Source organism: Paenibacillus hexagrammi (genome assembly GCF_021513275.1).
Lineage (GTDB): Bacteria > Bacillota > Bacilli > Paenibacillales > NBRC-103111 > Paenibacillus_E > Paenibacillus_E hexagrammi.
On sequence record NZ_CP090978.1, the window covers coordinates 5,823,533 to 5,843,519 of the forward strand.

At 48.7% G+C, this 19,987-nt stretch carries 20 protein-coding genes and 1 pseudogene; 2 read left to right on the top strand and 19 right to left on the bottom strand.

Annotated elements, in window-relative coordinates; all coding sequences use genetic code 11:
- Positions 1–13 precede the first annotated feature (13 nt).
- From hslO to L0M14_RS26740, 11 genes and pseudogenes are all read right to left on the bottom strand, one after another.
- Positions 14–880 (bottom strand): Hsp33 family molecular chaperone HslO, encoded by an 867-nt coding sequence (gene hslO, locus L0M14_RS26690; RefSeq protein WP_235119440.1) that lies wholly within the window; start codon positions 878–880, stop codon positions 14–16.
- 24 nt (positions 881–904) lie between these two features.
- Positions 905–1,669 carry a type III pantothenate kinase gene (locus L0M14_RS26695; protein WP_235119441.1) on the bottom strand — a complete coding sequence of 255 codons (765 nt, stop codon included), beginning with the start codon at positions 1,667–1,669 and terminating at the stop codon, positions 905–907.
- A complete protein-coding gene (gene nadC / locus L0M14_RS26700; RefSeq protein ID WP_235119442.1) occupies positions 1,666–2,535 on the bottom strand; it encodes a carboxylating nicotinate-nucleotide diphosphorylase in 870 nt (289 codons plus the stop codon). The genes L0M14_RS26695 and nadC overlap by 4 nt, the downstream gene beginning before the upstream one ends.
- Before the next feature lies 1 nt (position 2,536).
- Complete coding sequence (gene nadB / locus L0M14_RS26705; RefSeq protein WP_235119443.1) at positions 2,537–4,141, bottom strand: L-aspartate oxidase; 1,605 nt, start codon at positions 4,139–4,141, stop codon at positions 2,537–2,539.
- A 112-nt stretch (positions 4,142–4,253) separates the two neighbouring features.
- Positions 4,254–5,191 (bottom strand): annotated as a pseudogene (gene nadA / locus L0M14_RS26710) (quinolinate synthase NadA).
- Positions 5,192–5,384: 193 nt separating this feature from the next.
- Positions 5,385–7,343 carry an ATP-dependent zinc metalloprotease FtsH gene (gene ftsH / locus L0M14_RS26715; protein WP_235119444.1) on the bottom strand — a complete coding sequence of 653 codons (1,959 nt, stop codon included), beginning with the start codon at positions 7,341–7,343 and terminating at the stop codon, positions 5,385–5,387.
- Between the two features lie 97 nt (positions 7,344–7,440).
- Positions 7,441–7,980, bottom strand: a complete 540-nt coding sequence (hpt, locus tag L0M14_RS26720) for a hypoxanthine phosphoribosyltransferase (RefSeq protein ID WP_235119445.1) — start codon at positions 7,978–7,980, stop codon at positions 7,441–7,443.
- A gap of 79 nt (positions 7,981–8,059) precedes the next feature.
- Complete coding sequence (gene tilS / locus L0M14_RS31265) at positions 8,060–8,986, bottom strand: tRNA lysidine(34) synthetase TilS (RefSeq protein ID WP_260115399.1); 927 nt, start codon at positions 8,984–8,986, stop codon at positions 8,060–8,062.
- Positions 8,977–9,477 (bottom strand): tRNA lysidine(34) synthetase TilS, encoded by a 501-nt coding sequence (gene tilS / locus L0M14_RS26730; protein WP_260115400.1) that lies wholly within the window; start codon positions 9,475–9,477, stop codon positions 8,977–8,979. The genes tilS (L0M14_RS31265) and tilS (L0M14_RS26730) overlap by 10 nt, the downstream gene beginning before the upstream one ends.
- 33 nt (positions 9,478–9,510) lie before the next feature.
- Positions 9,511–10,416, bottom strand: a complete 906-nt coding sequence (locus L0M14_RS26735) for a protein kinase domain-containing protein (RefSeq protein WP_235119446.1) — start codon at positions 10,414–10,416, stop codon at positions 9,511–9,513.
- Entirely contained in the window at positions 10,400–11,119 is a 720-nt protein-coding gene (locus L0M14_RS26740; protein ID WP_235123042.1) for a vWA domain-containing protein, read from the bottom strand. The genes L0M14_RS26735 and L0M14_RS26740 overlap by 17 nt, the downstream gene beginning before the upstream one ends.
- Positions 11,120–11,423: 304 nt before the next feature.
- Here L0M14_RS26740 and L0M14_RS26745 point away from each other — a divergent pair, with 304 nt between their 5' ends.
- Positions 11,424–11,744 carry a helix-turn-helix domain-containing protein gene (locus L0M14_RS26745; protein WP_235119063.1) on the top strand — a complete coding sequence of 107 codons (321 nt, stop codon included), beginning with the start codon at positions 11,424–11,426 and terminating at the stop codon, positions 11,742–11,744.
- Positions 11,693–12,586 (top strand): IS3 family transposase, encoded by an 894-nt coding sequence (locus tag L0M14_RS26750; protein WP_235119447.1) that lies wholly within the window; start codon positions 11,693–11,695, stop codon positions 12,584–12,586. Before L0M14_RS26745 ends, L0M14_RS26750 begins: the two co-directional genes overlap by 52 nt.
- 133 nt (positions 12,587–12,719) lie before the next feature.
- Here the strand turns inward: L0M14_RS26750 and spoIIE are convergent, their stop codons facing one another.
- From spoIIE to L0M14_RS26790, 8 genes are all read right to left on the bottom strand, one after another.
- The gene (gene spoIIE, locus L0M14_RS26755; RefSeq protein WP_235119448.1) at positions 12,720–15,212 is read right to left on the bottom strand and encodes a stage II sporulation protein E; all 2,493 of its coding nucleotides are present in this window, start codon (positions 15,210–15,212) and stop codon (positions 12,720–12,722) included.
- Positions 15,213–15,764: 552 nt separating this feature from the next.
- Positions 15,765–16,340, bottom strand: coding sequence for a S1 domain-containing RNA-binding protein (locus L0M14_RS26760; RefSeq protein WP_235119449.1), 576 nt, complete (start codon positions 16,338–16,340; stop codon positions 15,765–15,767).
- A 109-nt stretch (positions 16,341–16,449) separates the two neighbouring features.
- A complete protein-coding gene (locus L0M14_RS26765; RefSeq protein ID WP_235119450.1) occupies positions 16,450–16,776 on the bottom strand; it encodes an FtsB family cell division protein in 327 nt (108 codons plus the stop codon).
- A gap of 15 nt (positions 16,777–16,791) precedes the next feature.
- Positions 16,792–17,367, bottom strand: coding sequence for a spore cortex biosynthesis protein YabQ (yabQ, locus tag L0M14_RS26770; protein WP_235119451.1), 576 nt, complete (start codon positions 17,365–17,367; stop codon positions 16,792–16,794).
- Positions 17,364–17,645: a sporulation protein YabP gene (gene yabP / locus L0M14_RS26775; RefSeq protein ID WP_235119452.1), complete on the bottom strand. Its 282-nt coding sequence runs from the start codon at positions 17,643–17,645 to the stop codon at positions 17,364–17,366. The genes yabQ and yabP overlap by 4 nt, the downstream gene beginning before the upstream one ends.
- A gap of 114 nt (positions 17,646–17,759) precedes the next feature.
- Positions 17,760–18,023: an RNA-binding S4 domain-containing protein gene (locus L0M14_RS26780; protein WP_235119453.1), complete on the bottom strand. Its 264-nt coding sequence runs from the start codon at positions 18,021–18,023 to the stop codon at positions 17,760–17,762.
- The gene (locus L0M14_RS26785) at positions 18,023–18,295 is read right to left on the bottom strand and encodes an HU family DNA-binding protein (RefSeq protein ID WP_235119454.1); all 273 of its coding nucleotides are present in this window, start codon (positions 18,293–18,295) and stop codon (positions 18,023–18,025) included. The genes L0M14_RS26780 and L0M14_RS26785 overlap by 1 nt, the downstream gene beginning before the upstream one ends.
- A 120-nt stretch (positions 18,296–18,415) precedes the next feature.
- The gene (locus L0M14_RS26790; RefSeq protein WP_235119455.1) at positions 18,416–19,939 is read right to left on the bottom strand and encodes a bifunctional methyltransferase/pyrophosphohydrolase YabN; all 1,524 of its coding nucleotides are present in this window, start codon (positions 19,937–19,939) and stop codon (positions 18,416–18,418) included.
- Between the last annotated feature and the right edge of the window lie 48 nt (positions 19,940–19,987).

The window sequence follows — 19,987 nt, forward strand, 5'->3', positions numbered from 1 at the left end:
TCACTTGAACCGTCTACTGCTCTAGCATTCTTTGCAAATCTTCCTCACCATACTGGTACTTCTCGTTGCAAAAATGGCAGACCACTTCTGCGGAGCCTTCTTCTTCAAGAATATCCCGAAGTTCATCTTTACCTAAACTGATCAGCGTCGTCTCCACACGTTCCCTGCTGCAAGTGCATCGGAACTCCACTAGGCTTCGGTCCATAATTTGAATGGAAGGAAGCACTTTACGCAAAATGTCCTCTAACGTCATGCCCGCATCCAGCATCGTAGTGACAGAGGAAAGCCCCGATAACACCTGCTCAATTTCGCTGATTTCATCATCGGTCACTCCCGGAAGCAGCTGAATCACGAAGCCCCCGGACACTTTGACAGTATAATCTCTATCGACCAAGACGCCCAAAGCCACCACAGATGGGGTTTGCTCCGACTTGGCAAAGTAGTAGGTGAAATCCTCCGCAAGCTCTCCCGACACAATGGGGACACTGCCCTTGTAAGGCTCCTTCAAGCCTAAATCTTTGGTTATGTATAAAAATCCATCCGTTCCGACAGCTCCAGCAACATCCAGCTTACCCACCGCATTAAGGGGCAAATCCACATCGGGATGATCGACATACCCGCGTACATGTCCCTTGGCGTTAGCATCTACCACGATCTGACCGATAGGCCCTCCACCTTTAACTTGAATGGTCAAGCGCTCTTCATTCTTGAGCATCGCCCCCATCAAGAGTCCTGCAGCGGCAGTCCTGCCAAGAGCAGCGGTTGTAGTAGGCGTTGTTTGGTGGCGTCGACGCAATTCCTCCGTGATGCCAGTCGTTTGTACCGCAAATGCTCGGACTTTGCCATTCAGCGCAGTCCCGCGTATCAAATAGTCGCTCATCGTAAACCCTCTCTACTTCCGGTCTTAGGCATTTTTTTCATAAATAATTTGAAGTCCCTGTAAGGTCAGTAATGGATTGACGATCTGAATCGTTCTTGATTCGCTAGCTATGAGCTCCGCTAATCCACCCGTAGCAATGACTGTAGGGCTAACTTGAAACTCCTGCTTCACTCTCTCCACGATTCCGTCTACCTGACCAACGTACCCATAAATGATCCCAGCCTGCATGGCTGCAACCGTATTGCGGCCTACCACGCTTTTAGGCTTCGTAAGCTCAATACGAGGAAGCTTGGCGGCCTTCTGATACAATGCCTCCGTGGAGATCCCAATTCCCGGTGCGATTGCGCATCCGACAAGCTGCTGCGCTGGGTCGATGTAATCGTAAGTCGTTGCCGTGCCAAAATCGACGATAATACAAGGCGCACCATACAGCTCAAGAGCTGCTACTGCATTGACAATACGATCGGCCCCCACTTCCTTCGGATTATCCACACGAACGTTCAGCCCTGTCTTAATCCCCGGCCCTACAAGAAAAGGCGTTCGCTTCAGGTATTTCAGGCAAAGCTGCTCGATCACCGACACCAACGGAGGAACAACGGATGAGATGATAACCCCTTCCACATCTGCGAAGCCAATGCCTGAATGCTGAAACAAGCTATGCAGCAGCATCCCGTATTCGTCCACTGTGCCGGAACGGTTCGTGCTGATTCTCCAATGATGCAGAAGGCTGCGCTTCTGATAAATACCAAGCACAATATTGGTATTCCCAACATCCACAACAAGAATCATAAGCCGGACCCCTTTTGTTCATTCAAATCCAAACTGATATCCAAAGCTGCTACCGAATACGTCAGACGTCCTACGGAAATCACATCGACACCGGTTTCAGCCATTGTTCTAATCGTCTCGAGGGTGACGGACCCCGATCCCTCTACTACAATATGCGGTGCTTTGTTTTTAATTATCATTACCGCTTCCTTCATTTTTGGAGGCTCCATATTATCGAGCATGATAATATCAGCACCTGCCTCTAACGCTTGCTGAAGCTGGTCAAAATTCTCGACTTCCACTTCAATTTTCATAGTGTGCGGAATATTTCGACGTGCCGCCTCGATGGCCTGAGGGATGCCGCCCGAGCCTTTGATATGATTATCCTTAATCATCACAGCATCATATAAGCCGAAACGATGGTTGTGACCGCCGCCCACACGCACGGCATACTTTTCTAACAGCCTATGTCCTGGTGTTGTCTTCCTGGTATCAACAAGTCTTGTTGGCAAACCTTCCAACGCATCCACAAAAGCTCTTGTGCGAGTGGCAATTCCCGACATGCGCTGCATTAAATTCAAACTAAGACGTTCACCGAGCAAAATGCTTCTTGTGCTTCCTTCGACCTCGGCAATTACCGTCCCTTTCTTTACAGACGTTCCTTCTACGGCTTTCGGTTCAAAGCGAAGCGCAGGGTCTACTTCCGCGAATACAGCTTTGGCAATAGCGAGTCCGCAAACGATGCCATCCTCTTTGACGTGGATAATCCCCTTGGAGGAATGCTCCAAAGGGATGGTCGTTAGCGTCGTGACATCACCGGTGCCGATATCTTCTTCCAGCCATAGGCGAATTTTTTTGCAAATTATTTCTATATTCATATCCAGCATGTTAGATCCACTCCTCAACCCGATCTTCCCCGCGTTTACATACAATATGCTTCAGCCAGTGCTCGTCATCCCGCTGTGGAAAATCTTCACGATAGTGCCCACCGCGGCTTTCTTCCCGGGCAATTGCCGCCATCGTCGTAAGCAGCGCACAATTCAGCAAATTGGCAAATTCATATTCTTCCCGCTTGGTCATAATCGTATCGTAAAACGGCAGCTGCCGTGTCAGCTCTTCGTATCCTTTTTGCAATCCTTGTGCGGAACGCTTGAGTCCCGCGTAGCGCAGCATTACCTTTTGCAGCTTCAGCCTCTTTTCCACCACAGCTTGCTTCGGACTCTCCGTCCGCAGCGCATCCACTTCCAATTGCGGACTTCTCTCGAGCGGCGGGAGCTCTTGAATCCGTTCGACGATTCTCCGTCCAAACACAATCGCTTCAGACAAAGAGTTACTCGCCAATCGATTGGCTCCATGTACACCCGTAGAGGAGACTTCGCCACATGCGAAAAGACGTTTCACAGCAGTCTCGCCGTACAAATCCGTCTTAACGCCTCCCATCATATAATGCGCAGCCGGCGCTACCGGAATCCAGTCGGTGGTCAAATCGAGTCCGTATTGCAGGCAGTATTCATATATGGTCGGAAAACGGTGCTTCACCAATTCCTCTGACTCATGGGTAATATCAATGTAGACAAAGGTAGATTTGGTGTTTTCCATCTCATCAACAATAGCGCGTGCCACAACATCGCGGGGGGCTAGCTCCAGCTGAGGATGGTATTTCTCCATAAAGCGTTCTCCCTTAATGTTGCGGAGAATCGCTCCTTCGCCGCGTACCGCTTCCGAAATCAAAAAGCGCGGAGCGCCAGGGTAGCACAAGGCCGTCGGGTGGAATTGTATGAATTCCACATCCTGCACGTGCGCACCGGCGCGATACGCGATGGCAATGCCGTCGCCCGTGGCGATGTCAGGGTTAGTCGTGTAGCGGAACAGCTGTCCTGCTCCCCCGGAGCAAAGGACTGTCGCGTTACCGCGTACGAAAACCCGCTGACCGTCAGGCTTCTGCACGAGGGCGCCGTAGCACTCGCCGTCCTCCGTAATCAGGTCGATCACGAAATGATCGTCCCAGATTTCAATGTTCGGATCCTGCTTCGTGCGCTCCGACAAGGCCCTGACGATCTCCGCACCGGTCGCATCGCCGTGTGCATGCAAAATACGGCGCTGACTGTGGGCGCCTTCTTTTGTCAGAGCGAATTCTCCGTTCTCCAGATCGAACTGAGTCCCCATTCGGATCAGGTCCTGTACGCCATTGGGACCTTCATGGACTAGCACATCCACCGCTTCTCGCGAGCATAAGCCTGCGCCTGCAACCAATGTATCCTGCATGTGATACTCGGGAGAATCTTCATCGGAGATAACAGCAGCGATGCCCCCCTGTGCATAGCGGGTATTGCTGTCCAGCAGTGATTTTTTTGTGATCATGAGTACTTTCTTGCTCTCGCCGGCTCTCAAAGCAGTGAACAACCCGGCAATTCCTGCGCCGATCACAATGACATCCGTATGTATATGTGGGATCGTGTCCAAATCGACATCAACTAGATATCTTGGTATCATGCAGCTTCACCCTGTCTTTACAAAGTAACCCCACAAAGCGGCAAGCATGTCATGCTTGTCCGTGGCTTTGCGGGGAGCTTTCCACGTACGCGTATACAAGAAGCAGCGCATGCTACTTCACTTGTAACATGCGCTCTAAGGACAATCTTGCTTTATCGGCCACATCTTCCGGTACATAGATCTCCGGCTGCATCGTTTCCAGGCACTTGACGATTTTCTTCAAGTTATTGACCTTCATGTTCGGACATACCAGATATTTGGTGGCAAAAAGGAATTGTTTATTCGGACTATCTAGTCGCAGCTGATAACCCGTACCATCTTCCGTTCCCACAATAAACTCCTGGCAATCGGATTCTTTGCAATACTTGATGATCGCTGTTGTACTGCCAACGAAATCCCCCATCTTGACTACCTCAGGACGGCACTCCGGATGAACGACGAACTGAGCATTCGGATATTGAGCTTTCATCTCTTCCACATCTTTGACGGTCAGCATATCGTGCGTATTGCAATAACCTTCCCAAATGATCACTTTTTTGCTTGTGAATTTTGATACATAGTCGCCCAAATTTTTATCCGGTACCCAGATGATCTCATCCGAATCGACGGAATTAATAACTTTCACGGCATTGGCGGAAGTACAGCATATATCTGTCTCAGACTTCACATCTGCCGATGTATTAATATAAGCAACTACTTTAGCGTTAGGATGCTGCCGTTTCAAAGCCCGTAAGCCTTCGACATTGACCATATCTGCCATCGGACAACCGGCACGTTCGTCAGGAATAATAACGGTTTTATTCGGCGCAAGAATTTTTGCGCTTTCTCCCATGAAATGAACACCGCAAAAAACGATGACGTCTGCATCTGTCTGAGCCGCTTTCTGTGCTAGCAGAAAGGAATCCCCCGGAAATCGGCCACTTCTTGTACTTCATCTCGTTGATAATAATGTGCGAGAATAATAGCATTGCGTTCCTTCTTCAACTGCAGCAGTCGCTCTTTCAGCTGGCGGTTCTGCTCGGCTTTTCTTTCTAAGGCCAAAGCCTCCATGGATGCTTCCTCCCCTATGTGGGACCTCATGATATGTTGCTATTAGTATGATCTAATTGTTCAAAAATTAGAGATTTACAACTAATTTACACATTACAGCATCCCCTGTCAATGCGCAAATGGGTTGAAAACAAGGAAAAATCCGGCATACACCTAAGGTATACACCGGATTATTCTTCCTACGGTAGCCTGCTTACTCTTCAGTAGAGTCTGAGCCTGGCTCCTTGTGATCTTTATCCCGTTCAAATTCCAGCTTGTTGCTATCGCTCGCTTGGCTTTGACCCTGGATGTTTACTTTCACGTCCTCTTCTTCGGATGAACCTTCTACTTCCCCTTTTTCCAGGAGAGCGATAATTTCATCTTTGTCGAGGGTTTCTTTTTCAAGCAACGTTTTCGCTACCAAGTGAACCTGATCGGCATACTTCGTTAAAATCTCGCGAGCACGGTCGTAGCATTCGCGGATAAAACGCTGCATTTCCTGATCGATTTCGTAAGCAATGGCATCACTATAGTTCTGCTCATGTCCGATGTCACGCCCCAAGAATACTTGCCCTTGGCTGCTGCCGAATTGCATCGGTCCGAGCTTTTCACTCATACCGAATTCCATGATCATGCGGCGAACCATGCCCGTTGCTTTACGGAAGTCATCGTAAGCGCCAGTACCGATCTCTCCGATGTACAACTCTTCGGAAACGCGGCCGCCCAGCAAGCCTGTGACTTTATCCAGAAGCTCTCTCTTCGTTTGAACCAGCGGATCTGTGCTTTCTTTAGGCAGCATCATCACATAGCCGCCTGCGCGTCCCCGAGGGACAATCGTTACTTTATGAACCATATCCGCATTCTCAGCGTAGTAGCCAATGATAGCGTGGCCTGCCTCGTGGTAAGCAACAATACGCTTTTCGCGATCAGTGACAATGCGGTTCTTTTTCTGTGTACCTACAATCACACGGTCAAATGCTTCTTCGACCTCAGACATCGAGATATCCTTGCGGTTACGTCGTGCTGCGATCAAAGCCGCCTCATTCAGCAGGTTCTCCAGATCAGCGCCGGTAAATCCTGTAGTGTAACGGGACAATGCATCCAGCTTCACATCTTTGGCAAGAGGCTTGTTGCGTGCATGTACTTTCAGTACCGCTTCGCGGCCTTTCACATCCGGACGGTCAACTGTGATTTGACGGTCAAAGCGTCCCGGACGAAGCAATGCCGGATCCAGAATATCAGGTCGGTTCGTTGCCGCTACGATAATAATACCTTCGTTCGCTCCGAAACCGTCCATTTCTACAAGCAATTGGTTGAGCGTCTGCTCGCGTTCATCATGCCCGCCGCCTAAACCGGCGCCGCGCTGACGTCCAACTGCGTCAATTTCATCGATAAAGATAATACATGGCGAGTTCTTCTTTGCATTTTCGAACAAATCACGCACACGGGATGCGCCGACACCGACAAACATTTCAACGAAGTCGGAACCGGAAATGCTGAAGAACGGCACGCCAGCTTCACCGGCCACAGCTCTGGCCAAAAGCGTCTTACCTGTTCCCGGAGGTCCGTTCAGCAGAACGCCCTTCGGAATTCGCGCTCCTAGAGCAGCGAACTTGCGCGGATCTTTCAGGAACTCTACGACTTCTACTAATTCCTGCTTCTCTTCATCGGCTCCCGCCACATCCTCGAAGGTCACACGCTTCTTCTCTTCATTATAAAGACGGGCACGGCTTTTGCCGAAGTTCATCACCTTGCCGCCGCCACCCTGAGCTTGGTTCAGAAGGAAGAAAAACAAGATGAAAATAATCACGAATGGAATAATTGAGGTCAGAAAGCTGATCCATACGCTATCCCGCTCCATCGTTTCATATACTTCTTGCGGCACTCCGTTAGCTTCAATGAGCTGCACAACCAATTGCTCGTAAGGGGCATGCGTCTCAAAGGTCTTTTTGTCGGCAGTTGGCGGATCAATATACTCACCTTTAACTAAATATGTATATCCATCAAACTTCAGAGTGACGGATTTTACATTTTTGGTAACAACCGCTTGGCGGAACTTATCGTAAGTAATAACGTCCTTTTGTTCGTTTTGGGTACTTATGAAGTGAACGATACCAACCGTGACCAAAAAAATAAGCAAATAAAAACCGGTATTCCGGATAATCCGATTCATCCCCAACCTCCTCTCGAACAGCACACTTTTTTTATTTTACCACATCCTGGTGAAGCGTCACAACAAAGCAGCGTGGACAAGCCTCAGGAATGCAGGTTTAGCTGGAATAAACTTCAGGTTTCAAAATGCCAATAAAGGGAAGGTTGCGGTATTTTTCTGCATAGTCCAGACCATAACCGACAACAAATTCATCTGGCAGCACATACCCGGTATAGTCAGGTTCAAGCTCGACCGTCCTGCGCGCAGGCTTGTTGAACAACGCGACAACAGATACGGACAACGCATTGCGGCGCTCCAGAACATCGATCAAATAGCTTAATGTCAGTCCGCTGTCGATAATATCTTCAACGATAATGATATGCCTTCCTTCGACCGGAACGTCGAGATCCTTAATAATCTTAACGACACCAGACGATTTGGTCGCATTCCCGTAGCTGGATACCGCCATGAAGTCAATCTCTAACGGCACTGCAATCCGTTTGACCAGATCGGCCATGAACATAAACGCACCCTTGAGTACGCAGATAACTAATGGATTTTTCCCTTCGTAATCGGCAGAAATACACTCTCCCAATTCTTTAATCTTGTCTTGAATTTGCTCTTCACTGTAAAGGATGTCTTGAATGTCGCTGTACAAGGATGAACCCCCTAGTTAATATTATGAATCCTTATAAATTTACATTCTCTACGAACGAAATTTACACTTCTTGCTGGCTCTAGAGCAGCTTCACATGAAGTACCCGCTCAGAGTGTTCTCGGACCAGGGCATGTTGTGACCTTCGGAAGCCCGCAATCCATAGAATCTGACCGGATGCATCAACCAATAGCGGAATACGATCCCGGTTACTTGGCGGAAGCTTGGCATCAATGAACATATCTTTTACCTTTTTCGACCCGTTTAAACCAAAAGGCTCCAAGCGGTCTCCGGCAGCTCGGCTTCTAATGAAGAGAGGCAATTCAAGCTGGTCCAAATCAAACCACACCTCTTGCGGAGCAGCCTCTTCCCTCCATAATGAGAATGAGCTTGCTGTACCAACCTCGTACCGAAGCACGGCTCCAGCCTCAGGTAAAACCATATCGCCTGTAGGCCTCACACCCCAATCTAGCTCGTACTTATAGGGGATAGGCTTCGGGCGCTCCCGTTGGAATCGAACAAGTTCATATTCCTTAACGAGTACAAGCTGATCATGAATATCCAAGACCGTACAAGGCAGGCGGTGCTGCAGGATCGTCTCACGGATTAACTCCATCCTGGTAAAATCATGCCTTTCCGTCCATGAACAAAGATAGTTTAATATTAGTTTAATCAACCGTCTTTGTAAAGCAACGTGCAAACCGGCAAATTCAGACCTGAGCATGCTGCAGGATGCCGACTCCAATGAAACAATGCGACGAAAAACAGCTGAAGCTTCTTCTTCCATATAGTCGTTTTCAGCTCTCATCGTGACAGACAGACGATTGAGCGATTCCGCAAAGTGTTCATTATACTGCTCTAGCAGGGGCATAACATCCAGTCTTACTTGGTTGCGAAAGTATTTGCGGGAGTCATTGCTGCTATCGTGACAATAGACAAGCGACTGCTCTTTGCAATATTGCACAAGTTCTGATTTGTATATACGTAAGCAAGGACGGATCAGTTCCACTTTTTTTCACTCCTGCGCTCCGACATTCCGGCAAGACCGGACGGACCTGTTCCGCGCAGCAATCGCATTAGGATTGTTTCTGCCTGATCGTCTGCATGATGAGCCAAAGCAATGCAATCCGCCTTATAGCGGGCAGCAACCCCGTGAAGAAACTCATACCGTTTTTCTCGCGCGGCAGCCTGAGTGTTCGCTCCGTGCTCTTCAATATACGCCGGCATATCAATGACGCCAACCTCGCAAGGCAACCCTAGCTCCGCTGCAAGCCCAGCCACATAGTCCGCTTCTGCATCCGATTCCGCGCCGCGAAAGCTGTGGTTGACGTGACCTACAATCAGCTTCCAATCATATTTGCCTGAAAGCACAAAAAGGATATGAAGCAGCGCCACGGAATCAGGTCCTCCTGATACGGCAACAACTACTGCATTTCCTCTCTTGATCAGCTGATGTTCACGAATATTCAATTCTACTTTGGCTGCAAGATGAGTATCCACTCGCTAATCCTTCTCCTAACTTCAATCCGGTTCCTACCAATATATATAGAGGGTCGCTGCAAATATACAAACAGAAGCCGCAAAGCAAATTTTAAGCCAAGGCATTGTTGTAGATTTAGGTGACACTTTCTTATTCGAGACCAGACCTGTCCATAGCTGATAAGCTTCTTCGGATGTAGCGATCTGACTATTCAGTGCTTTGTGCAAAAATGGAGCAAGGCGGGCCGCCGGAGGATTCTCTTTCATGATGGCATGCAGCAGCTCGATTTCTCTGTTCTGTGGGAGCATCTTGGGAAAGCTGGCAAATCGGTTTTTGCGGTCCAGCACTTTTAATAGAAGAATCGCGAATGAGAACAAATCGTAACTTTCCTCCGCATATCGCTCGCCGGCTTTCCAGAACCCCCGATCATACACCTCTGTTAATTGCTTAATAGCTCTGCCTTTAGGCGTTACGCCCCCAAAATCAATCAAATCCACGTCACCGTATCGGGAGACGATCATATTCTCGATCTTCAAATCACCGAAAATGTAGCCATTCTTATGCAGTTCGGTTAACTTTTTCAAAAGCTTAGAACCGATCACGTAGATCCAGTCCTGCCCTTGCTTATGAAGGAAATCCGAAATCGTCATCCCTTCAATATACCGCATCACACTAAACGATACTTCTTTGCCTTGCACGACCATATCGTCAACATCGATCAAAAAGTTTCGAAATGAAGTATTCGTTCTCGATAAGGCATGAAGCGAGTTGATTTCCGATTGATGGTCGACCGTTTCATAGCCGGCCTTGAGCGCATATTTCATCTGCCCCCTACGCACAAGTGCAACAACTCCATTGGAGCCGGAGCCTAATAAGCGTTCTACCAGGTAGACGCGGCCGTTCCACTTCCCTTGAATTTCTGAACCCGGTCGAAACGCATCCTCAAACCACGTACTCACTCAACATCCCATCCTCGGCCTGTTGTGAAACAGGTTTTCCGGTTACGAATTGCAATGTTTTCAACAAAGCCGGCCCTGTTGGGGTCGTACCCTTCATGTTTATTTTATAGAACATCTTGTCGAGATTTGCAAGTTCATTGGTCCAATCGAGATCCATCTCTAATTCTTCCCCGTACTGTTTCGTTGCCGGAAAATGAAAAACAGACAGTTCACTCTGGCCAGTGCGCGCCCTTAGACTCAGCAGCAAGTCTCGGATTGCCTCCCTGACAGCAGCTAATTTGGGCTTCATGCTGGCGCTTGCATCGATGAGCAAAGCCACACGAAGAGCTGATTTTTCACTCATGTCATCTATGACTTGAACAATCTCGGCGCGCTTTGGCGGCGGGAGCTGCTCCAATTGACTGTGTCCGAGAATCTGCTGGAGCTCCTTGCCCACAGCCTGCTGTATCGTATGAGCAACGGTCTTTCTTGTCATCATCTGAACGGTATGGGATAGCTGCTGAGAATTGACAATCCGGCTCATACCGCCACCGGCCGAAGCGATTTCTTGAATTTCCTCCGTACCGAGTACGCCCAACTCCCCTTGGTCGATAACACCGATCACATTGACCGTAACTCCTTCCGCTTGGGCTTGCGCAGCCGCTATTACAGGGCTAACCCCTACATTCGAGCATCCGTCCGTAATCAATAGGATCTGTTTCATCATCTGTAACATCCTCCCCCGTATCGTAAAAAATAATAATGGCTCTAGCAATCTATAAATCTAGTATTACCAAATTCGTGCAGGGTTAAACCGGCTAGAAGAGAATATCGTTCTTCACTGAGCAAAAAAAACTAGGCATTGTGCTGCAGGCCTGACATAAAAGCATGGATGTTTACAGAAAAAGCATGAACGTATACAGAAAAAAAGACCTGAAGCTGCCCCCTCTCATTGTGGAGTGCCCCCCTTATAATAGACATTGGAAAAACCCCCTGGGTAAACCGATGAATTATTAGGGGGCATTTCTATGGCGATCAAAGGACAAACGTTTAGACATTATCCAGAATCCATCAAGACAGAGGCTATTCGTTTACATGAGGTGGAGGGTTGGAGCTACCGAGAAATCACAGAACATTTGGGGATATATGATAAGGGACGGGTCAAGAAGTGGATGAGTAAATACCGTGAGTGCGGCGAAGAAAGTTTTAAGGACAAGCGTGGAGGCCCCTTTCGAGCAGAGACAGAGCAAGAGCGACTAATTCGACAGTTGCAATTAGAGGTAGATGTGCTAAAAAAGTGGTTACAAATCTTGAGTCGGGAGGTGCACAAGATAAATACTACGTCATAGATGAGTTGAAGGAGCAGCAAAGCGTGAAAGAGTTATGTTCTTATTTGGGAGTAAGCAGAAGTGGTTACTACGCCTATGTAAAGCGTAGGACAACAGATCCTGATGGAGAACTAAAGCTCAAAATCTTGGCGATCTACGAGCAGCGTAAGAAGATTCTAGGGTACCGCCGTATTCAAGATGAGTTGTATCGTCAGCATAACCTTATCGTCAATCATAAGAAGGTTTTGCGCCTTATGCAAGAACTTGGCATCAAGTCAATTATCCGCCGCAAATATAAGTATCAAACGAGTCATGAAGCAGCTATATCCGACGGGAGAGTGGCCGAGAACTTGCTAAAGCGGAACTTCCATGCCGACGGTCCAAATCAAAAGTGGGTTACAGATGTTACGCAATATCGTGTGTTCGATGATCGGGTCTACTTATCGGCCATAAAGGATCTCTGGAACGGCGAAATTGTGGCTTATCACATCAGTAACCGTAACGACAATCCGCTTGTATTAGATACGTTTAGAAAAGCATTTAAAGCGCATAAAGACGTGTCTGGATTGATCGTTCACAGCGATCAAGGAAACCAGTACACGTCTCATGCTTACCACGACATGCTGCCAAAGGTTGGCGCCCGAATCAGCATGTCCCGCCGAGGCAATTGTTATGATAATGCCTCTATGGAAAGTTTCTTCTCTCATTTGAAAGTGGAAGCTCTCTATCCCTATGATATCCGAAGTATCGAGGAAGTACAAAGGCGAATTGAGGAATTTATTCGATTTTATAACGAGGAAAGAGCACAGAAAAAACTAAACAAGCTGACTCCGGTTGAGTACCGGCGCCAGCTTGTTGCCTAGGGCTTTTTTCAATGTCTACTAAATGGGGTCTTGACCAGCTTGTTGCCTAGGGCTTTTTTCAATGTCTACTAAATGGGGTCTTGACCATTGAGCTGCTTCAGACCTTTTTACAAAACACCACTGCTAATTGATATTAACTGACCGTCTTCGGACGCTCCAGGCGCGTGATGCCCGGCCAACGAAAAGTCGCCCATTCCGGTTGATGCTTCTCGACACGCGCGACCACAACCGTCATGTCATCCTGAATCTCACCATGATGGTAACGGAAAATCCGCTCCAACAGGCAATCCGCAAAGTCCTGCGGCACCGTGGTGTCGATCTCCTGGATCATGCGCTTCATCCACATTTCCTTATTCACGGCATGTCCCGGGGCATCGTAGATGCCGTCGGTCATCATGATTAAGATATCTCCGGATTGCAGCGGAACGGAAACCAGATCTACATCAATATCCTGCAAAATACCCACAGGAAGGTTGTTGGCGGAGAGCATGATCACCTCGCTGCCCCGTTTAATAAAGCTTGGCGTTGAGCCAATCTTCATAAAAGTCGTATTGGCGCTGTACATATCGATGAGCGCCATATCCACGGTCGCATACATCTCATCGGACGAGCGAAGCATGAGCACTGAGTTCAGAGACTTGATGGCCAGCTTCTCATCCATGCCGGACTGCAGCAGCTGCTGCAGGATGGTCAGCGCCGCCTGGCTCTCCGCCCGGGCGCGCTCGCCGTTGCCCATGCCGTCGCTCAGCGCCACGGCAAACTTGCCATTGCCCAGCTCCACCGTGCTGAAGCTGTCGCCCGAGAGGAGGTCGCCGCCCTTGGCTGCGCCGGCGACCCCGGTTTCCACCTCGTATTCCTTGGCGGAGCCGAATACGACGGTGCTGTAGCCTTCGCCCCGCTCATGCATCTGCTCGCTCTTCACGGCGACGTTCTCGCCGAGAATTTCACTGAGCAGCGGGGCGATGATTTTGCGGCATTCATCAAAGCCCTTCGTATATTGATGAATGATTTCGATCTCGACATTGCCTTCGTCTAGGCTGATAATGTCGATGCTGTGAATGGACAGGCCGAGCTCCTCGAGGGCATTGCGGATTTGCTCCTCTTGCAGGAAGAGCTCTTGGCCTTCCCGCTTAATCTCCTTCGCTAGATCCTCCATCACCTGCGATACGCCTGATAATTGTTCAGCTACCAGCTGGCGGCTGTCCATGATTTGCTTTTTCCAATGTAAATCATTCTTATACAGCCCGTATTGCTGCTTCATCACTTCCAGTACTTGATCCGTGCGGATGCAGAGCTTTTTCCAATCCGGTAAAATATCCCTTTTCCCCACATCCTCCTTCGATTCAATCGCGGTCATCATATCGGTCATGTATGTATACGTCTGATAAAACTTTTGATCCCAGCACTGACTCTTTTTCCAACAGGATTCGCAGGTTTTATGAACGACGGCATTCATGAAATGGCCCACATCTTCCTCTTTGCGAATGTCCGTGCCTTCCGTGGTGATTTGTTTGAAGCTTCTCGAGAGCTGGCGAAACACCTCGGAAAACTGCTGAACACGACCAGCGGTAATATCCCTTACCCTTCTAGCATAATCCTGCTGTGATTTCAGATTCTCTTGTGTACCCGGCACATATTTGGCCAGCATATGGATCAAGCTGCGCGGTGTTAGCAGAAACAAAGTGACAGCGGCTAGCGACTCCCAGGTTGAGCTCATCACATCCGCACTCGTCCCCATATAAATGGAGAGAATGGAAGAGCCCAGCAGCATACCGAATGCTACAGCGAGCCGGTTTCCTTCTTTTAACAGGCCAGCCAGCATACCGGAGAAAGCTAGTAGACTCATTTGATAGATGGCATTACTGTTCGCAAGACTCAGAATGAGTCCGGTGACGACACCAACCGAGGCGCCAAACGGGGCTCCGCCCACTAACGCAAACAGTAGAATCAAATAGCGGGACAAAACGTGCTCTACAGTTACCGGTCCTACGAACCAGCTGACCGTCCCCGTCATGACAGAAGCAAGCAGGATAATGAGACAGATAATTTCTTCATGCTTTAAATGATAATTTTTGCGAGTCAGTGTGAACACCGGAATTGCTTGTACAAAGATCAGTGTAAGAACAAGACTCAATATCGACTCTACGCCGATCATCATAACGGAATACCAGGTCAGGTTCGATACCACAAGGGCGGCAAACAGCTGAACCATGAAGGTTGCCCCAAATACTTGCAGCGGAGCAAGGGAGATGTCCGACCTCTCGAACTTTTCAAACGCTTTCTGTATGAGTAAAAAGACAATCATTTCCGTAGCCAGGTACCCTGAATGAGCGCCCATGGACAGCAGGCTCCCGGCAAACACGGCAATACCCACCCAGCTCAGCAATTCTTTTCTCGTAAAATAAATGACAGCAAAAAATGCTAGACCAAACGGCGACAGCTGTTCCAATATCATGGCTCTGCCGAGCAGGAAGCCCATCACAATGAGCAGCATCGCCCATTTCTTCGCGACAAATGCCTGAACGAACCGATTCTCAAGCGCCTTGGTGCGGGTGCCCGTCTTTGCTTTATGCCAGAACCCCGACCAATGTCCGCCGATCGTAGTGAGTACGCCTCTTCTCTCCATGTTTCTTTACACCTTCCATTCGCTCGTTATTGTTTCTCTAGTATAGAGACAATCTAGCAGAAAGTTTGTCAGAATGAGTTGGTAGATTCAAAGAAATTTCCGACATGCCTTGGCGGTCTTGTCGCCTGCCCAGATCCCCCGTCCTGTATAGCTTTATCGTCATGAGCCGTTTATGAAAAGTCTCTTTCGCCCGAACTTTCGCCTCTCGTATGCGGCGGATTCCCGTAAATTGATGTCGACTGCGCACTGTGCGGAGGAGCAGCCTCCGGTGCGCTCGTGTTTACATCGCTTGTTTTTTGGGCATAAAAAAGAACCCCGCACATTGGGATGCGCAGGGTTAGGATTTTTTTGTTTACCCAAAACTATCGTGAGAACTGTCGTGTATCCAGCAGCAACTCGCTGACCGATACATTAGGATTACGTAATTCTCGTCATTTTCAAAGGACGCGCCTGCTTCTCAAGGTTGATGCGTTTCGGGTCAACGGCGTCAAACAAAAAACTGCCCCTAAGTTATCTAACTTAAGGACAGTCTCTGTGATCGTCATGCTATGATTAATCTCTTCTTCCGCCTCGGCCACCGCGTTTGGACTCGGTGTTCTTCTTCAGAGACGAAATCCGTTCCTCACTGTCTTTTAGAAAACGGGACACTTTATCTTCAAATGAAGCCGGTCGGTTACCGCCTTGCTGCTTATTGAAGCCTCGGCCACCGCGATCTCCTCCGCGATTAAAGCCACCTCCGCCGCCGGGGCGTCCGCCGCCACCGCCTGGAGCCATACCGCGATCTCCGCCACCAGGTCGCCCACCTTGAAAACCTCCACGATCTCCACTTGGCCGTCCTTGATAGCCGCCTCCACCTTGTCGTTCAGGGCGAGCTGGTCTTTCCTCAACAGGCTTATCAATCGTCTGCTTGATCGACAATCCGATCTTTCCATCCTTGTCCACGTTAATCACTTTGACCGTAACCTTATCATCCAGCTTTAAATGGTCATTAACGTCCTTCACATAATTGTCTGCAATCTCTGAGATGTGAACAAGACCGGTAACTCCTTCAGCAAGCTCGACGAATGCTCCAAAGTGAGTAATCCCTGTCACTCTTCCCTCTAACTTGGTGCCCACTTCAATTGCCATAAAGTAAAATGTTCCTCCCTTAAAATGTTGAAAACACTGGCTACGCCGATTATAACCGATGCGTAAATTGCGGTCAACAAGGCAAATGGCCTAACTGACTGCACCGATGCTAATGCGACCTCGAAACGTTCAGCTGCGTCTCTCCTGTTTTGGTATAATGGAAATCCCTGCGAATGATCTGGCCCAGATATTCATCATCATGAAGACGATCTATTTCTTTCTTTAGCCCCTCATTCATTGTATTCGCTTCGGCGAGTTTTTGTTCCATATCCGTCACCGCTGCGCTCTTGGCATGCAGCTTGGCGATCTGGCTGTAGATCGTTACACCCGCCCAGCTCATGAAGCATAGTACAAGGATCATTAAAAAACGAAGTCTGCGTTTCGAACCGCTGCTGTTGCTGCGCTTATTCGTTGATACGGTCGCTTGAGCCTGCATGAAAGGGAATGCCTCCTACTTTGAGAATAACCTGCGAAAAATAGCCTTCGTCTTATCCCACAATCGCTTGAGCCACGCGGGAATTACGAACCATTTGCGCACAGGCCGAGTCATCCAGAGGAACAATCTCCACATAGGATAGAGCAATTGTAGCACAATTTTATACAGGAAAATAGCTACAGCTGCCAAAAATCCTAAAATTATCAGAACAAGCTTGTACAACGCGATAATGGGCTTAATCAAAAGTATCTCTACGGTTCGATATAGGAATCGGTACAGCGCGATTACCGTTTTGATCAGCAGCAAGGTCAGACGAATCACCCAAGTGCTGAGAAATGCAAAATAGAAGCAGATGCCGATCCCCATGCCCAGAAATACGAAAATGCGGATTTGTCCGTCATTGCTGTGCATAAGCAAACGAAATACAAGGATTGTCGCCACAATCCAATACAAGCCATCCGTAATCGGGATGCTCCATCGCGGCAGCCGCAGCTTACCGGAGAGTACGCGCAGCACATCGTACATTGTGCCCATTGCAGCGCCGCTAAGGAACATCATAAGCAGCGTGTAGAACTGAACGTGAAGTGTCACTTGAATAACTTACCTAGAAAACCCTTGGATTTCTCCTGGGAGTTCCCATCTACGTAAGATAGATCGCTAACAACACCTTCAATGGCGACTAATCCTTGCTCCAAGCTTAAATTCTTGATGTGCAAATTCTGGCCCTTGATCATCAGATAGCCCAGCTCTGTCTCCAGGAGAAACTCTTCACTGTCAAAGCTCTCTACGTTCAAAACTCCGGAAATCTCCAAGAGCTTGCGGTTTAGCATTTTGATTTCCTGCCGCTTGTTTTTCACGGGATCAATCATGGCCTGTACCCCTCCTTCATCTACCTCTACGATATGGGAGGATGTCCGCATTTAGAACTGTAAAATGATCAAGGCAGTAAAAAAGAGACTAACGAATTAGTCTCTTGGGTCGCTTTATTCAGAGGAATACGCTTCTTCCTTCAGTAATGTGTACATCTTCGCAGCGTCTTCCTTACGTGTCGATTCAGCTAGCGCCTCCACCCGGACGGTTACTTTCTTTTGTCCGAATTGAATCGCGAGTTCATCGCCAACCTTCACCGTCGTACTCGGCTTCGCATCTCTCCCGTTAATCCAGACGCGCCCTTGTTCGGACACATCCTTAGCGACGGTACGCCGCTTGATCAAACGGGATACTTTGAGAAACTTATCGAGACGCATTATTTTACCGCTTCTTTAAGCTTGTTGCCCGCTTTGAAAGCTGGAACGTTGGATTCAGGAATCGTAATCGTGTTGCCTGTTTGCGGGTTGCGACCTGTGCGGCCGGAACGCTTACGAGTTTCAAATGTGCCGAAACCGATCAATTGTACTTTATCTCCTGTGGAAAGTGCGTCCGTAACTTCACCTAAAAATCCGTTCAGTACGGTTTCTACGTCTTTCTTAGTTAATCCGCTTTTTTCAGCGATATTGTTGATCAAATCTGTTTTGTTCATTGGGTTTCTTTACCTCCTAAAGTGTTTAACGATCACGTCTACTATGTACCATATCGGTTACATCCATATTCAACCTGACACAAAAGTAGATATTCTGCTTTTTTCGTCAAAATCCTTCTCTCACGTATCAAGTTTTGTAACTTTTTTTGCTTCCTGCCAGTAATTTTCCATCTCTGATAAATCAGTTTGCTCAAAAGACTTCCCTCTTAAACGTAACTGTTCTTCGATGTAAGAAAATCGTTTCACGAATTTCCGGTTCGTTTGTGCAATGGCCTCTTCCGGGTCCACCTTTAAGAATCGGGCCAAGTTCACGATGGAGAAAAGCAGGTCACCCAGCTCTTCCAGCTTCTCGCGCGCAGCGCTGCTCTCTTGACTCACCATAGCCTGGCGCAGCTCTTGCAGCTCCTCTTCGACTTTGGCAAGAACCTCGTGCGCTTCCGACCAGTCGAAGCCGACTGTCGCCGCCTTCTTTTGCAGCTTCAACGCCTTCATCAGCCCGGGCAGCTCGCGCGGCACCCCATCCAGCACGGATTGCTGCGAGACGTCGATGCCTTTTTTCCGCTTTTCTTCGACTTTAATTGCGTTCCAGTTCATGAGCGCCTCGTCCGCATCCTCTGCTTTATTGCTGCCAAAGACATGCGGATGTCGGCGAATCAGCTTTTCATTCAGCGTTGCAATGACGTCATACACGGTAAAGGTGCCGATCTCCTCCTCCATCTGCGCATGAAGCATGACCTGCAGCAGCAAGTCGCCCAGCTCCTCGCACATATGGTCCGGATCGTCCTCATCGATCGTTTCCAGCACCTCATAGGCTTCTTCGATCAAATTTTTGCGAAGGCTGGCATGGGTCTGTTCACGGTCCCAAGGGCATCCTTCCGGACTACGCAAAATCTGGACAATCTCGTGCAGGCGTCCAAAGGAGCGGCCGTGCACAGAATCCTCCTCGGAGCGAGGGACCCATACCAGCGACAGATTGCCGTAACCTTTGAGGTGATCCAGCTCATGAAGCTCCACTTCGACAATTTCCTCTTGCCCGCTAACACCAAGCGAGTGCCCTACCACAACATGATGATCGTCCGGATACACATCCATGAGGGTGAGCTTTACATCCGAGGCAGTCAGCGTATCGTACACCTGACCGATTACCGTGTGCAAATGAGGGTTGAGGCTGTACCGGTTCAAGCGGGTAGCATCCAACAGCTGAAAGCCTTCAATCGGATCGAAGCCAAACCGTAAAAAGGCTTGATCCAAAAAGCTCTCCCCGCCAAGCAGATTGAGCGAAATCCCTTGCTTACCGCAGCGTTCTTTCAACAGCTGGACCGTATATTCCGCCACCATCGGATGGCCCGGAACAGCGTAGATGATTTCTTCAGACTGCTCTCCGGCAGCCGCAAGTAACTGGTCCGCAATGGATTCGTAGACTTGTTCGAACGTTCCGTGTGCCGTGTAGGTGCTGTCGAAGGTTTGAAAAGGAATCTGATTAGCCGTAAGTAAGCTGACCATTGGATGATCTATCGTGCGTAAAAAAAGGCGCGCTTGTCCGCTGCTAACGGACTGCAGCTTTTTCCAAACGCCCAGTGTGAGTTGATCTTCATCACCGGTTCCGAGGCCGACGATGGTAATGGGGGCACAGGTTTGAGACATGGGTGGGACACCTCCTGATTGGATGGGTACTATTTATTTTGTGGTTCT

What these genes read in the sequence shown, in the direction of transcription:
- hslO (WP_235119440.1), bottom strand. Translation starts at nt 880, where the DNA reads ATGAGCGACTATTTGATACGCGGGACTGCGCTGAATGGCAAAGTCCGA.
- L0M14_RS26695 (WP_235119441.1), bottom strand. Translation starts at nt 1,669, where the DNA reads ATGATTCTTGTTGTGGATGTTGGGAATACCAATATTGTGCTTGGTATT.
- nadC (WP_235119442.1), bottom strand. Translation starts at nt 2,535, where the DNA reads ATGCTGGATATGAATATAGAAATAATTTGCAAAAAAATTCGCCTATGG.
- nadB (WP_235119443.1), bottom strand. Translation starts at nt 4,141, where the DNA reads ATGATACCAAGATATCTAGTTGATGTCGATTTGGACACGATCCCACAT.
- ftsH (WP_235119444.1), bottom strand. Translation starts at nt 7,343, where the DNA reads ATGAATCGGATTATCCGGAATACCGGTTTTTATTTGCTTATTTTTTTG.
- L0M14_RS26740 (WP_235123042.1), bottom strand. Translation starts at nt 11,119, where the DNA reads ATGAAACAGATCCTATTGATTACGGACGGATGCTCGAATGTAGGGGTT.
- L0M14_RS26745 (WP_235119063.1), top strand. Translation starts at nt 11,424, where the DNA reads ATGGCGATCAAAGGACAAACGTTTAGACATTATCCAGAATCCATCAAG.
- spoIIE (WP_235119448.1), bottom strand. Translation starts at nt 15,212, where the DNA reads ATGGAGAGAAGAGGCGTACTCACTACGATCGGCGGACATTGGTCGGGG.
- L0M14_RS26760 (WP_235119449.1), bottom strand. Translation starts at nt 16,340, where the DNA reads ATGGCAATTGAAGTGGGCACCAAGTTAGAGGGAAGAGTGACAGGGATT.
- L0M14_RS26765 (WP_235119450.1), bottom strand. Translation starts at nt 16,776, where the DNA reads ATGCAGGCTCAAGCGACCGTATCAACGAATAAGCGCAGCAACAGCAGC.
- yabP (WP_235119452.1), bottom strand. Translation starts at nt 17,645, where the DNA reads ATGATTGATCCCGTGAAAAACAAGCGGCAGGAAATCAAAATGCTAAAC.
- L0M14_RS26780 (WP_235119453.1), bottom strand. Translation starts at nt 18,023, where the DNA reads ATGCGTCTCGATAAGTTTCTCAAAGTATCCCGTTTGATCAAGCGGCGT.
- L0M14_RS26785 (WP_235119454.1), bottom strand. Translation starts at nt 18,295, where the DNA reads ATGAACAAAACAGATTTGATCAACAATATCGCTGAAAAAAGCGGATTA.
- L0M14_RS26790 (WP_235119455.1), bottom strand. Translation starts at nt 19,939, where the DNA reads ATGTCTCAAACCTGTGCCCCCATTACCATCGTCGGCCTCGGAACCGGT.